At 62.8% G+C, this 13571-nt stretch carries 14 protein-coding genes; 11 read left to right on the top strand and 3 right to left on the bottom strand.

Going from position 1 to position 13571, the window contains the following annotated elements:
* The first annotated feature begins 14 nt into the window (after nt 1-14).
* The 5 genes from ACWTU9_RS00705 (at nt 15) to ACWTU9_RS00685 (ending at nt 5619) form a co-directional block, all read left to right on the top strand.
* Complete coding sequence (locus tag ACWTU9_RS00705) at nt 15-1223, top strand: acetyl-CoA C-acetyltransferase (protein ID WP_455856658.1); 1209 nt, start codon at nt 15-17, stop codon at nt 1221-1223.
* A gap of 23 nt (nt 1224-1246) precedes the next feature.
* Nucleotides 1247-3466, top strand: coding sequence for a 3-hydroxyacyl-CoA dehydrogenase NAD-binding domain-containing protein (locus ACWTU9_RS00700; RefSeq protein ID WP_455856657.1), 2220 nt, complete (start codon nt 1247-1249; stop codon nt 3464-3466).
* A gap of 11 nt (nt 3467-3477) precedes the next feature.
* The gene (locus tag ACWTU9_RS00695) at nt 3478-4023 is read left to right on the top strand and encodes a thioesterase family protein (protein ID WP_455856656.1); all 546 of its coding nucleotides are present in this window, start codon (nt 3478-3480) and stop codon (nt 4021-4023) included.
* A gap of 73 nt (nt 4024-4096) precedes the next feature.
* Nucleotides 4097-4747 (top strand): S24 family peptidase, encoded by a 651-nt coding sequence (locus tag ACWTU9_RS00690; protein ID WP_454576536.1) that lies wholly within the window; start codon nt 4097-4099, stop codon nt 4745-4747.
* On the top strand, nt 4747-5619 hold the full coding sequence (locus ACWTU9_RS00685) for a thermonuclease family protein (protein ID WP_455857115.1): 873 nt from the start codon (nt 4747-4749) through the stop codon (nt 5617-5619). The genes ACWTU9_RS00690 and ACWTU9_RS00685 overlap by 1 nt, the downstream gene beginning before the upstream one ends.
* Here the strand turns inward: ACWTU9_RS00685 and ACWTU9_RS00680 are convergent.
* Nucleotides 5582-7231: a lysine--tRNA ligase gene (locus tag ACWTU9_RS00680; RefSeq protein WP_455856655.1), complete on the bottom strand. Its 1650-nt coding sequence runs from the start codon at nt 7229-7231 to the stop codon at nt 5582-5584. The genes ACWTU9_RS00685 and ACWTU9_RS00680 overlap by 38 nt on opposite strands.
* On the opposite strand from ACWTU9_RS00680, the gene ACWTU9_RS00675 reads away from it, so the two are divergent.
* Both ACWTU9_RS00675 and ACWTU9_RS00670 read left to right on the top strand, forming a co-directional pair.
* Nucleotides 7215-7412 carry a hypothetical protein gene (locus tag ACWTU9_RS00675; RefSeq protein ID WP_455856654.1) on the top strand — a complete coding sequence of 66 codons (198 nt, stop codon included), beginning with the start codon at nt 7215-7217 and terminating at the stop codon, nt 7410-7412. The genes ACWTU9_RS00680 and ACWTU9_RS00675 overlap by 17 nt on opposite strands.
* Nucleotides 7390-7803, top strand: a complete 414-nt coding sequence (locus ACWTU9_RS00670; protein ID WP_454588026.1) for a tellurite resistance TerB family protein — start codon at nt 7390-7392, stop codon at nt 7801-7803. The genes ACWTU9_RS00675 and ACWTU9_RS00670 overlap by 23 nt, the downstream gene beginning before the upstream one ends.
* A 156-nt stretch (nt 7804-7959) precedes the next feature.
* On the opposite strand, the gene ACWTU9_RS00665 is transcribed toward ACWTU9_RS00670, so the two are convergent.
* Nucleotides 7960-8811, bottom strand: a complete 852-nt coding sequence (locus ACWTU9_RS00665) for a transporter substrate-binding domain-containing protein (protein WP_454576533.1) — start codon at nt 8809-8811, stop codon at nt 7960-7962.
* A gap of 259 nt (nt 8812-9070) precedes the next feature.
* Here ACWTU9_RS00665 and ACWTU9_RS00660 point away from each other — a divergent pair, with 259 nt between their 5' ends.
* From ACWTU9_RS00660 to ACWTU9_RS00650, 3 genes are all read left to right on the top strand, one after another.
* Nucleotides 9071-9802: a helix-turn-helix transcriptional regulator gene (locus ACWTU9_RS00660; protein ID WP_455856653.1), complete on the top strand. Its 732-nt coding sequence runs from the start codon at nt 9071-9073 to the stop codon at nt 9800-9802.
* Between the two features lie 273 nt (nt 9803-10075).
* Nucleotides 10076-10714: an acyl-homoserine-lactone synthase gene (locus ACWTU9_RS00655; protein ID WP_454576531.1), complete on the top strand. Its 639-nt coding sequence runs from the start codon at nt 10076-10078 to the stop codon at nt 10712-10714.
* A 120-nt stretch (nt 10715-10834) separates the two neighbouring features.
* Nucleotides 10835-11044, top strand: coding sequence for a hypothetical protein (locus ACWTU9_RS00650; RefSeq protein ID WP_455856652.1), 210 nt, complete (start codon nt 10835-10837; stop codon nt 11042-11044).
* 54 nt (nt 11045-11098) lie between these two features.
* On the opposite strand, the gene ppk2 is transcribed toward ACWTU9_RS00650, so the two are convergent.
* The gene (gene ppk2 / locus ACWTU9_RS00645) at nt 11099-12004 is read right to left on the bottom strand and encodes a polyphosphate kinase 2 (RefSeq protein ID WP_455856651.1); all 906 of its coding nucleotides are present in this window, start codon (nt 12002-12004) and stop codon (nt 11099-11101) included.
* A 204-nt stretch (nt 12005-12208) separates the two neighbouring features.
* On the opposite strand from ppk2, the gene ACWTU9_RS00640 reads away from it, so the two are divergent.
* Complete coding sequence (locus tag ACWTU9_RS00640; protein WP_455856650.1) at nt 12209-13474, top strand: ATP-binding protein; 1266 nt, start codon at nt 12209-12211, stop codon at nt 13472-13474.
* Nucleotides 13475-13571 lie beyond the last annotated feature (97 nt).

Below are 13571 nucleotides of genomic sequence, written 5' to 3'. Positions count from 1 at the left end.
CAAGGAGCAAGAAAATGGCCGAAGCTTATGTCTACGACGCCGTGCGCACGCCGCGCGGCAAGGGCAAGAAGGATGGCTCGCTGCACGAAGTGCCGGCGGTGCGGCTCGCCGCCAGGACGCTCGAGGCGCTGCGCGACCGCAATGGGCTCGATACAGGTAATGTCGACGACATCATCTTCGGCTGCGTCGATCCGGTCGGCGAGGCCGGCTCCGTCATTCCGCGCGCAGCCGCCTTCGAGGCCGGATACGACAACAAGGCGCCTGGCATGCAGATCTCGCGCTTCTGCGCATCGGGTCTCGACGCCATCAACTTCGGCGCCGCCAAGATCGCGCAGGGCGCCGACGAGATCGTCATTGCCGGCGGCGTCGAATCGATGTCGCGCGTCGGCATGGGCGCCTCCGGCGGCGCATGGTTCATGGACCCGTCGGTCGGTCTGCCCGGCTGGTTCGTGCCGCAGGGCATTTCGGCCGACCTGATCGCCACCAAATACGGTTTTTCGCGCGACGACGTCGACGCCTATGCGGTCGAGAGCCAGAAGCGCGCCGGCAAGGCGTGGGCCGACGGACGCTTCAAGAACTCCGTCATCCCGATCAAGGACCAGAACGGCCTGACCATTCTCGATCATGACGAGCACATGCGGCCCACGACCGATATGCAGTCGCTGGCCTCGCTCAACCCGTCCTTCGTCATGCCCGGCGAAATGGGCGGCTTCGACGCCGTTGCCGTGCAGAAGCATCCCGAAGTGGAAGAAGTGAACCACGTCCACCATGCCGGCAATTCGTCCGGCATCGTCGATGGCGCTGCCGCCGTGCTGCTCGGTTCGAAGAAGGCCGGCAAGACCATGGGCCTGAAGCCACGCGCCCGCATCCGCGCCTTCGCCAATATCGGCTCCGAGCCGGTGCTGATGCTGACCGGTCCGGTCGACGTCACCGAAAAGCTGTTGAAGCGCGCCAAGATGAAGCTGTCGGATATCGATCTGTTCGAACTCAACGAAGCCTTCGCCTCGGTGGTGCTGCGCTACATGCAGGCCTTCGACATTCCGCACGACAAGATCAACGTCAATGGCGGCGCCATTGCCATGGGCCATCCACTCGGCGCCACCGGCGCGATGATCCTGGGCACGATTCTGGACGAGTTGGAGCGACGCGACCTCAACACCGCCTTGGTGACGCTCTGCATCGGCGCCGGCATGGGCACCGCAACGATCATCGAACGCGTCTGATTTTCGGCCGGAAGGAGAGAGACATGCCTTACACAAACTTCACGGTCGACACCGACGCCGACGGCATTGCGCTGGTCACCTGGAACATGCCGGACCGCTCGATGAACGTCTTCACCGAAGAGGTGATGAACGAACTCGACAAGATCATCGATCAGGTGGTGGCCGATGCCGGCATCAAGGGTGCAGTGATCACCTCGGGCAAGGACAGCTTCTCCGGCGGTGCGGATCTCACCATGCTGCAGAAGATGCTGACGGTCTTTGCGAAGGAGAAGACCAAGGATCCGGAGAAAGCGGCAAAGTTGCTGTTCGACAACGCCGGCCGCATGGGTGCCCTTTGGCGCAAGCTCGAAACCTCGGGCAAGCCTTGGGTTTCGGCGATCAATGGCACTTGCATGGGCGGCGCTTTTGAGCTGTCGCTGGCCTGCCATGGCCGCGTGGCCGCCGACTCCGAAAAGGTCAAGATGGCCCTGCCGGAAGTCAAGGTCGGCATTTTCCCGGGCGCCGGCGGCACCCAGCGCGTGCCGCGCCTGACCGACCAGCAGCAGGCCTTGCAGATGCTGACCACCGGCCAGAACCTGTCGCCGCAGAAAGCCAAGGCGATGGGCCTGATCCACGAAATCGCCGAACCGGCGAAGCTGATCGAGACCGCCAAGGCATTGATCAAGAACGGCCTGAAAGCCGTCCAGCCCTGGGACGAGAAGGGCTATAAATTGCCCGGCGGTCAGATCTATTCGCCCGCCGGCTTCAACCTGTGGCCGCCGGCCATCGCCATCCTGCGCCGCGAGACCTATGGCAATTATCCGGCCGCCGCTGCCATCCTGAAATGCGTCTATGAAGGCCTGTTGGTGCCGTTCGACACCGGCTTGAGGATCGAACAGCGCTATTTCACCGAAATCATGCAGTCGAAGGAAGCGGCGGCGATGATCCGCTCGCTGTTCGTCTCGCTGCAGGAGCTGAACAAGGGCGCCCGCCGTCCGGCCGGAGTGTCCGAGACGAAGTTCAAGAAGATAGGCATTCTCGGCGCCGGCTTCATGGGCGCCGGCATTGCCTTTGTCACCGCCAAGGCCGGTATCCCGGTCGTGCTGCTCGACCGCGACATGGCGTCGGCCGAAAAGGGCAAGGCGCATTCCGACAGCCTGATCTCGGATCAGGTCAAGAAGGGCCGCGCCAAGCCCGAGGATAAGGACAAGCTCCTGTCGCTGATTACGCCGACGGCGGACTATGCTGACCTCGCCGGCTGCGATCTGGTGGTCGAGGCGGTGTTCGAGGATTCAGCCGTCAAGAAGGCTGCCACCGAACAGGCGGAAGCGGTGCTGAAATCGTCGGCGATATTCGCCTCCAACACCTCGACCATCCCGATCACCGCGCTGGCCAAGAATTCGACGCGGCCGAAGAATTTTGTCGGCATCCACTTCTTCTCGCCGGTCGACAAGATGATGCTGGTCGAGATCATTCTGGGCAAGAAGACCGGCGACAAGGCGCTTGCCACAGCCATCGACTTCGTGCGCGCCATCAAGAAGACGCCGATCGTCGTCAACGACACGCGCGGCTTCTACGTCAACCGCTGCGTGCTGCGTTACATGTCGGAAGCCTACAAGATGCTGATCGAGGGCGTTCCGGCGCCGATGATCGAGAATGCCGCCAAGGCCGCCGGCATGCCGGTCGGCCCGCTGGCGCTGACCGATGAGACGGCGATCGACCTTGCTCAGAAGATCATGAAGCAGACCATCAGGGACCTCGGCGACAAGGCCGTCGATCCCAAGCAGATGGCGCTGATCAACACGCTGGTCGATACCCATGGCCGCTTCGGCCGCAAGAACGGCAAGGGCTTCTACGACTATCCGGCGAAGCCCGCCAAGAAGAAGCTGTGGCCGGGCCTGAAAGACCTTTACCCGCAGCTGAAGGCCGAGAAGGTCGACTATAAGGAGCTGCAGCAGCGCCTGCTGGTCACCATCGCGCTGGAAGCAGCAAGGGTGATGGAAGAAGGCATCGTCACCGATCCACGTGAGGCCGATGTCGGCTCGATCCTGGCCTTCGGCTTCGCCCCGTTCACCGGTGGCGCGCTGTCCTATATCGACGGCATCGGCGCCAAGGAGTTCGTCAGGATCGCCAAGGGCCTGCAGAAGAAATACGGCGCCGAGTTCAAGGCGCCCAAGCTGCTCCTCGACCTGGCCGAGAAAGGCGAGACCTTCTACCAGCGCTTCGACCCCTATGCGAAGGGTGAGGTGAAGAAGGCCGCTTGATCTAGCGCCCCATGTACGTCTGGGGGCGTCTGGCGCGCATGATGGCCACGGCAAGGCGCCGTGGCCCCTATGTGGTCGGTAGCGAAAGCCGGCTGGCTTTCCGCTGCCTGCCAACCGACATCGACTTCAACAGCCATCTCAACAACGCCCGCTACATGATGCTGGCCGATCTTGGCCGCATCGACATCTTCCTGCGCATTGGCCTCATCGCGCTGGCGCGCAAGAAAGGCTGGGCGCCGATGATCGGCGGGCTGCAGGTGGCCTATGTGCGCGAGATCAGGTTGTGGCGGCGCTTCGAAGTGGTGTCCTCGATCGAAACCTGGGAGGGCACGCAGGTCATCGGCAAGCACCGCTTTGTGCTCGACAATGGCGAGACGGCCGCGCTGATCATGACCACGGGCGGCGTCTACGACCGTGGCGGCCGTCGCTTTGTCGACATAGACGAAGTCGTGGCGGCACTTGGCCATTCGACAGCACCGCGCCCGCCGACGGAGGTGGAGCGGATTTTCATGACCTCTCACCAAAATTTGCGCAGCCTGGCCAAGTCGGGCGACTGAACCGCCGGTGGACAAAGCCGTGGCCGAGCGCTAGAAGGAAAAGGTATTTTTTCCTGTTTCGAGGGAGAGCGGATTGCTCTCGCATGATCGTGTTTGGGCCGCCATCGACGCTCTCGCCGAGCGTTATTCGCTGTCGGCCTCGGGTCTGGCCCGGCGTGCCGGGCTTGATTCGACCGCGTTCAACAAGTCGAAGCGGCTGTCCTCGGATGGGCGGCCTCGCTGGCCCTCGACCGAATCGCTGGCCAAGATCATCGAGGCGACCGGTGCCTCGCTCGACGAATTCACCGGGCTGGTCGAAGGCCGCGCCAAGACCGCTTCAGGCCAGGCAGCCGCGCAGCGTTCAGCGGTGCCGCTGCTCGGCTTTGCCCAGGCCGGCGCCGGAGGCTTCTTCGACGATGCCGGCTATCCCTCCGGCCAGGGCTGGGATCTGGTCGAGCTTCCGGCGCGGGCGACGGAAACCTCCTATGCGCTGAAGGTGCAGGGCGATTCCATGCTGCCGCTCTACCGCAATGGCGATGTGCTGATCGTCGAGCCGGGCGCCGCCACCCGTAAGGGCGACCGCGTCGTCGTCAAGACCAATGCCGGCGAGGTCATGGCCAAGGTGCTCGACCGTCAGACCACGAAGTCGATCGTGCTGATCTCGCTCAATCCCGACCACCCGGACCGCGACATCGCGATGCGCGATGTCGAATGGGTGGCGCGGATCGTCTGGGCAAGCCAGTAGTGCGGCTGCTCCAACTGGCCCTGGCTGTGCTGGCGATCCCGGCGATGGTGGCCCTGGTTGTCGCTGGCGGCCGCGTCCTGCAGCCCGAGCAGAGAAGCGTCGTCATCGACCAGATCGACCCGGGCATTGACGCCGTGCCCGGGGAGCCGGCAACGTCGGCCATTCCCGAAACCCAGCCCGCCAAGCCTGCCGCGCCTTCGCCTCCGGTGCATTCGAGGGCGATCGATCCCGAGGCAATCGCGCCGCCGCCGCTGCCGCCAGAGGAACTCGAACGGGTCGAACCGCGGGCACCGCTGAGCGATCTCGCGCTGGCCGGACCGCCTAGGCCGCGCCGGCCGAAAGCAGTCGATGACTGGGGCGGGACAAAACTGTTCCAGCCGGTTGCATCCGCCGCCGGCCTGATCGACGCCAATGGTTATTCCGTGGCCGTCTCCGGCATCGACATCGTCAAGGAGGACGAGACCTGCACCGATGACGGCAAGTCCTGGGCTTGCGGTGTTCGCGCGCGCACCGCATTCCGGTCTTTCCTGCGCGGCCGGGCCGTGGCGTGCAAGGTGCCGCCGGAGGCCGACAGCGCGCTGATCGCCGCCGAATGCCGCATCGGCAAGCAGGATGTCGGCCAGTGGCTGGTCGAAAACGGCTGGGCGCGTGCGGTCTCGGGCGGCCCCTATGTCGAAGCGGGCGACAAGGCGCGCGACGCCAAAAAGGGCATCTTCGGCGCTGCGCCCGATCTTGGCGGCCTGCCGCCGGCGCCAACGTCGGTTGCCGCACCGACGGCGTCGCAACCGATCCTCGATGCCCCGGCGACAGACACGCCGCCGGTCGGGACGGAAATTATGCCGCCAGCTGACCAGCCAGAGCCCGCTCAATGAGCGCGCGCGTCTCGGCAATGCCGTAAAGCGCTGCGAACGAGCCGAAGCGCGGGCCGCGTTCCTGGCCGATCAGCACCTGGTAGATCATCTGGAAGAAGGCGCCGGAAACGCCGGGACCGCCGTCCGGGCTCTGCTTGGAATGGTCCTGGTAGCGCTCGATCTTGCGCGCGACGTTGAGCGAAGCGTTCTGGATAGCCTCGCCGTCAGCACCGGCCGGCAGGGCGGCCAACGCCTCCGACAGCTTCGTCAGTGCCTCGCGCTCGACCGCGTCGGCGGTTCGATAGACCTTGGCCGGCCGCACGAAATCGTCGAAGTAGCGGATGGCGAAGCCGACCAGCTGGTCGAGTTCGGGATGCGTTGACGGCGTCACGCCGGATGTGTGGCGCAAGATGAAGCCCCACAGCACATCCTTGTTCTGCGCATTGGAGGCACTGACCAGGTTGAGCAGCAGCGAAAACGGCACCGGCAGGTCGATCGCCGGCGGCTCGCCGCCGTGCATGTGCCAGACCGGATTGCCCAGCCGCTCCTTCCAGTCTTGGCGCGGATAGGCGCCGAGGAAGGTGTAGTATTCATCGACGGCGCGCGGGATGACGTCGAAATAGAGTTTTTTTGCCTGCCTGGGCCGCTGGTACATGTAAAGGCCGAGGCTTTCGGTCGGCGCATAGCGCAGCCATTCGTCGATGGTCAGCCCGTTGCCCTTCGACTTCGAGATCTTCTGGCCGTTCTCGTCGAGGAACAGCTCGTAGACGAAATGCTCCGGCGCGCGTCCGCCGAGGATGTTGCAGATGCGGTCGTAGACCACGGCGTTGGTCTGGTGGTCCTTGCCGAACATTTCGAAATCGACGCCAAGTGCTGCCCAGCGCATGCCGAAATCCGGCTTCCACTGCAGCTTGACCCTGCCGCCGGTCACCGAAAGCGTGGTCTCGGTGCCCTCATCGTCGAAGGTGATGGTGCCCGCCTTGGCGTCGACATGCTTCATCGGCACGTAGAGCACCCGGCCGCTCTTCGGCGAAATCGGCAGGAACGGGCTGTAGGTCGCTTGGCGCTCCGGCCCGAGCGTCGGCAGCATCACTGCCATGATCTGGTCATAGCGCTCGGCGGCGCGCACCAGCATCGCGTCGAAGCGGCCGGCCTTGTAGTACTGCGTAGCGCTGGCGAACTCGTAGTCGAAGCCGAACGTATCGAGGAAGCGGCACAGCATCACATTGTTGTGGTCGGCAAAGCTTGCATAGTCGCCGCCGAACGGATTGGGCACCGAGGATAGCGGCATGTGCAAGTATGGCTCAAGGGCGGCGCGATCCGGCACATTGTCCGGGATCTTGCGCATGCCGTCCATGTCATCGGAGAAGCACAGAAGCTTGGTCTTGATCTTGTTTCCGGTCAACACGTGGAAGGCATGGCGCACCATCGAGGTGCGCGCCACCTCGCCGAACGTGCCGATATGCGGTAGGCCTGACGGACCATAGCCGGTCTCGAACAGGACGGTCTCGGGAAAGTCGGCGCCTTTGTAGCGCTCGATGATCTTTTTGGCTTCCTCGAACGGCCAGGCCTTGCTTTCGGCTGCCGCCGCAAGCATTTCGGGGTTGAGATCGGCGATGTTTGATCCCGTCATGTCGCTGTCTTCCAAATTATGCACCGGCATCGCCGGATCGGAGTTTTTCAACCGGTCTCTAGGCGTGCACGCCTTGGGCGTCAACGCGCGCGGCGGTTTTTCCTTGCGGCGCGGAGACCGCGCTCCTACCTTCGAAACCCAATATCAAGGAGTTTTGAATGCCGCTGCCGTCCACGCATGAAGCCCTGATCTACCTGATGGTCATCACCTCGGCTTCCGACCGCGACATGACCGATGTCGAACTGGCGCGCATCGGCGACGTCGTCCGCAGCTGGCCGGTTTTCGAGGATTTCAAGCAGGACAGGCTGATTGCCATCGCGCAGGATTGCCAGAAGATGCTGAATGAAAAGGACGGGTTGGAAGGCGTTCTCGAGCGTGTTGGCAAGGCTTTGCCCGAGCGGCTGCACGACACCGCCTATGCCGCCGCCTTCGAGGTCGCCGCCGTCGATCTCGAAATGCGCATGGAGGAATTGCGGGTGTTGCAGCTCATTCGGCGCCAACTCGATCTCGACACGCTGACCGTCGCGGCAATCGCCCGCGGGGCCAAGGCGCGGCTACGCACGCTGACTTGAAAGTCTCGCTGGTAGGGGCTGTTGAAATTCAGGTCAGGCCGAGTCGAGAATGGCTGATGCCGAGAACCGGAGCGGAGCGTACTTGAAGTATGTGAGCGCCTGAAGCGCAGGTGTCAGCCCGTTCGCAGGCCGGCATCCTCTGAATATCAGCAGCCCCTAGAAAAAGCTGACCGGGAAATAGCGTAGATAGAATTCGGCAAAGGTGCCCTTCACCGAGATTTCCTGCAGCGCGTAGTCCATCGCCGCGGCCAGCGCCGGATCGCCGGCCCTTGTGGCGATGGTCATGCCGGAACCCAGATATTCCGGGGCAAGGTACGGACCGCCGGCAAAGCGGCAGCAGCCGGCCGCGTCCTTGCCGCCAAGCCAGAAGGAAAACCGCATGCCGTCGCCGAAGGCGGCGTCGATCTTGCCGCTTTTCAAATCGCTGTAGAGGTCTTCGGGGCTGTTGAAGGGGACGATCTGCACCGTGCCGAAATAATCGCGCAGCATCTTTTCATGCGCCGCGCCAGCCAGCACGCCGACCCGCTTGCTGCGCAATTTGTCGAGGATAGGCTCGGCGAAGGCCTTGGTCTTCGGCATGATGAAGCGTGCCGGAAACTGCAGATAGGAGCGCGAAAAACTGTATTTCGCCCGTGATTCCGGCGTCGCGGCGATTCCGGCGATGATCGCTTCGCCTTCGCCCTTCTGCAGCGCCTCGTCGAGTTCGGCCCAGGGCAGCGCCTGGATCTGGCATTTGTCGGCGATGTCGAGTTCAGCGCAAATCGCCCGCGCCAGGTCGATGTGGAAGCCGGACAGCCGGCCAGCGCCGTCGAGAAAGTTGAAGGGCGGGAAATCGGTTGTGGTCAGGAATCGGAGCCTGGGTAGCGCCGAGAGATCCGGTTTCGGCAGCCGTTCCTTGGCGTCCCAAAGCACCGGCACCTGCGGTCCCGCCGCGCGCGCAACGCCGGCAAACGGCTGCGCTCCGGCCAGCAGCGACAGCAAGGCAACGGCTATCCAGCGAAATGTCACGAAAGAACTCCGACCGTTCTGCCATTGGCTTTTGGTACGAAAACGGTGCAGGCACAATTGTTTTTGATTTCAAGTGGCAACTTTCGGGTTATGCTTTAGTGAGGTTGCAAATAGCTGCGCAGATTCGGTCCGAGGGCAAACGGTCGCTGCGCTAGAAAAACCAAATATGCGACTTGCAATCCGGGGTTGATGGCGAAGTGCGGATCAGGCACGTAACATCAGTCTCAAGAGCAGTAGGCAACATGGGGTTGATGTTGCGATGGGTCATTTTGACCGGACACTGGAATATATTGACCAGGTGCAGCGTGCCGGCACGGCGGCTGAGGTGTGCGAACGGCTACTCAATGTCACCTCGAATTTCGGATTGACGGCCCTGATAGCCGCGACAGTGCCGCAGCCCGGCATGTCAAGCAGCCAGCAGAAGGACCATGTGCTGCTCTGCGATTGGCCTAATGAATGGCTGGAGCGTTACCTGACGCGCAACTATGTCGACCACGATCCGGTCGTCAGCCACTTGAAACAGTTGCGGGCGCCATTCCAATGGCGCGAGGCCGTCCAAAGGATGCCCGCCGACAAGAGCAGCGACGAGGTGATGCGCGACGCTCGCGAATTCAAGCTGCGTGATGGCCTCGCCTTCCCGCTGATCACGCTCGAAGGCCAGATCGCGCTGGTTTCGCTGGGCGGTGAGGCGGTCGAGCTGTCCTACGCCGAATTCGCAATGGTCTCGCTGGCCTCCACCTATGCCCTCGGCCGCGCCATGCAGCTTCAAACGACGGCCAGCAAGGTTATCGATCACATTGAATTGACGCCGCGCGAGCGCGAATGCCTGCAATGGGCGGCGGTTGGCAAATCCGAGTGGGAAATTTCGCAGATCCTCGGCATCTCGGAGCATACCTCGGAGAAACACCTTCTCAACGCCAAGAGCAAACTGGGCGCCGCCAATCGCGTGCAGGCAGTCGCCGAGGCAATCAGACACGGCTATATCAGCTAGGCCGGTTCTGGCGGCCCCGAAATTATTGGCCGCCCCGTTGGCCTAATTATATTCAGGAAAGACCGACCCTGTCGTCCTCTTGAGACGGCTAATGCTTTCTTAACGCCAAATGCAGACTGGGCGCCGCCAAACGGGCAAGCCGTCGCGGAGGCGATTAGGCACGGCTATATTAGCCATGGCGGCTGTGGCAGCCCAGAAATTCTTGCCAACACCTTCGCGCAATTTTTTCGGGAAACCCGACCGTATCTTCCTCTTAAGCCCAGGAGACGGCCAATGCTATTTTCCCTCAACACTCAACAATTGATGGAGCGTCCCGACCTTTGGGAGGCGGTCCATCGCCTGCGTTACAAGGTCTTCGTCGATGAGATGCGGTGGACCGATCTCGATCGCCCGGACGGCCTCGAGATCGATCAATTCGACCATGATGCAGCCGAACACCACCTTGTCATCCGCAATGGCGAGCTTGCCGGCTATCAGCGCATGCTGCCGACCACGCGGCCGCATCTCCTGAGCGACGTGATGCCGGAACTCTGCGAGGGAAGGCGCCCTTCGGGACCGAATGTCTGGGAGCTCACCCGCTACGCGGTGGCGCCAGGCTTTCGCGATGGCAAGCGCGGCGTGTCTACGGTCGGCACCGAGCTGATCGCCGGCTTCGTCGAATGGGGCCTTGGTCGCAATATCAATCAGGTCATTATCGAGGTCGAGCCGGTGTGGGTGCTGCGGACACTGCAACTGCATTTCCTGGCAACGCCGCTCGGTTACCAGCGCACCTATGGCAACCAGCAGGTCGTCGCCACCTTGCTGACCTTCAACGACCACACGCTCGATGTCGTGCGCTCACGCCGCAACCATCACGCCCCCGTGTTGGCCAGAGGCACGCCCGACATGATCGGCATGCGGCAGGCGTCGTGAGATCGGAGACGACGAGATGAGCTTTGACGCCCCAACCCGAACTGCGCGGCCCCACACGCTGGTCGTCACCGTGTCGTCGCATGACGGCCGACCGTTCTGGACAGGCGCGCCTATGCAAGCTTGGCCAGGGCCTTCCATGAAGCCGCCGTCACCGACATGTTCCGCACACTGGCGACGTTCCCCAAGCCGGTGCTGGCCTGTGTTGACGGCGATGCCGTCGGCGTCGGCGGCACCATCCCGTTCCAAGGCGGCTCTGCAGGACGACACCACGCTGAAGCGGCTGCAGCGGATCGCCCGCCTGGCTGCATGACGCCAGCACGTTTGCAGTAAAGCCAGACAACAGAGCCCATCCTGTATCAGGGATGGGCTCTGTGCCTTCAGCCTCTACTTCTCCAGGAATGACGGCCCTTCGCCGATGATCTTCTTGTCTTCCTTGCCGATGGCGTCGAGATCGCGCCCATCATAGGGCAACGACAACAGGATGCGCCGCATGGCGGCCAGCCGCGAGCGTCGTTTGTCGTTGGCCCGCAGGATGATCCATGGCGCGAACTGCTTGTGCGTGCGCTCGACCATCTGGTCGCGGGCCTTGGTGTAATCGTCCCATTTGGTGATGCCGGCAATGTCGATCGGCGAGAACTTCCAGTTCTTCAGCGGAGACCAGCGGCGGTCGTGGAACCGTTCGAGCTGGGTTTCGCGGCCGATGTTCAGCCAGAATTTGAAGAAATAAATGCCTTCATTGGAGATCATCCGTTCGAAATGCGGCGTCTCGTCGAGAAATTTCTCATGCTGCTCCGGCGTACAGAAGCCCATCACCGGCTCGACGCCGCCGCGATTGTACCAGGAGCGGTCGAAGGTGACGAATTCCCCCGATGTCGGGAAATGGTCGACATAGCGCTGGAAGTACCACTGCCCGACTTCCGTCGGTGTCGGCTTGGTCAGCGCCACGTTGCGCGCGGTGCGAGGGTTGAGATACTGGCGCAGCACGAAGATGGTGCCGCCCTTGCCGGCGGCATCGCGCCCCTCGAACAGCGCGATCACTCGCTTGCCGGTCGCCTGCAGCCAGGCCTGCGCCTTGACCAGCTCGATCTGCAGCCGCTCCAACGTCTCGTCATATTCCTCGCCCTTCATTTTCTTGTCGTAGGGATAGTCGCCGGCGGTCAGCTTGTTGTCCTCGATCCAGCTGGGAAGCTCGGGGTTCTCGATATCGAACTCCCGCTCCTTGCCGTCGATCCTGATCTTTAGCGGACCTTTTGCCGGCTCTGCCGCGGGACTTTCCTTGGGTTTTTTCATCGAGACAAACCTTTCCAGCTTGCGGACTCATGCTATGGGGGGCCACTACAGCGCCGCGCGTCCCGTTTGGACGCGCAAAGGACGCTGTAGCATTTTTGATTTGCGCATGATCCTTTCCGAAAATCGATTCCGATTTTCGGGGTCATGCGGGAAGCCGGTCCAGCGGAAGTTTCATTCGGCCGGCGCAAGGTGCAGGACGCGCGAATGGCTGACACCGGCGCAGAGCGGATAACCACGGCGCGGGCGCTAAGGGCCAGGGTGTGGAACGGCCGCTGGCTGCTCGCCGCGGGCATCGTTGCTGTCGCGGCCGTCTATGGTTTCGCCGGCATGTCCGTCTATGTCGTTCTGCTCGCCTGTGCGGTGCTGCTTGCCGCCGCGATGCTGCCGACCGGCGGCGCCAGCCAGTCCATCCAGAGCGATGCCGCGATCGAGTCGAGCGGGCTGCAGCGGCTTTCCGGCGAATATCTCGCGGCAGCCGTTGCCGATCCGTTGATCATCTTCGACCGCACCGCCACCATCGTCCATGCCAACGCCGCAGCCTTCGCCGCCTTTGGCGGGATCGCGCCCGGCCTGTCGCTGTCGTTGAAATTCCGCGCCCCTGAGATGCAGGCACTGCTGGACAGCGTGCTGTCGGGAACGGTCGCCTCGGATGCCGTCGACTACACCGAGAAACTGCCGGTCGAACGGGCCTACCGGGTCAGCGCGTCCTCGGTCGGCCACGCCACCGATCTCTTTGTGCTCGTGTTCAAGGACCAGAGCGAGACGCGCCGAATCGACCGCATGCGCGCCGACTTCATCGCCAATGCCAGCCATGAGTTGCGCACCCCGCTGGCCTCGATCTCAGGCTTCATCGAAACGTTGCGCGGTCCGGCCCGCAACGACCCGGCGGCGCGCGAGCAGTTCCTGCAGATCATGCAGAACCAGACCGGCCGCATGGCACGCCTGATCGACGACCTGCTGTCGCTGTCGCGACTGGAAATGAAGCCCTATCTGAAGCCAGGCACCGAGGTCGATCTGCGCCAGACCATCGACAGCGTCATCGACTCGCTCGGCCCGCTCGCCAGGGAAAACAGCGTCGTCATCGAGCGCGACTATGCCGAGGGGCCGCTCGACGTGCCCGGAGACCGCGACGAGCTGTTCCAGGTGTTCGAGAACCTGTTGGAAAACGCCTGCAAATACGGTCAGCCGGGCGGACGTGTCACGGTGTCGATCGGCAGCAGCGAGGCCGGTCCCGAACCAGGCATCGACGTCACCATCAGGGACTACGGTCCAGGCATCCCCGAAGAGCACATCCCGCGCATTACCGAGCGCTTCTACCGCATCGATGTCGAGAGCAGCCGCACCCAGAAAGGCACCGGTCTTGGCCTGTCCATCGTCAAGCACATCTTGACGCGTCACAACGCCAGACTTTCGATCAAGTCGGAAGTCGGCAAGGGCGCGGCGTTCACGGTCCATTTGCCGGCGCGCTGAGGCAGTACTATTTGCTAACTGCCTGTTTCTTCTTTCTGTCATCAGGCAAGCGTATCAGCACAGGATTCGAGGAAACGACTCAAAAGGCCAAGGATTC

It is taken from the genome of Mesorhizobium sp. 128a, from assembly GCF_053848025.1.
This window is presented reverse-complemented; position numbering and strand designations above follow the sequence as displayed.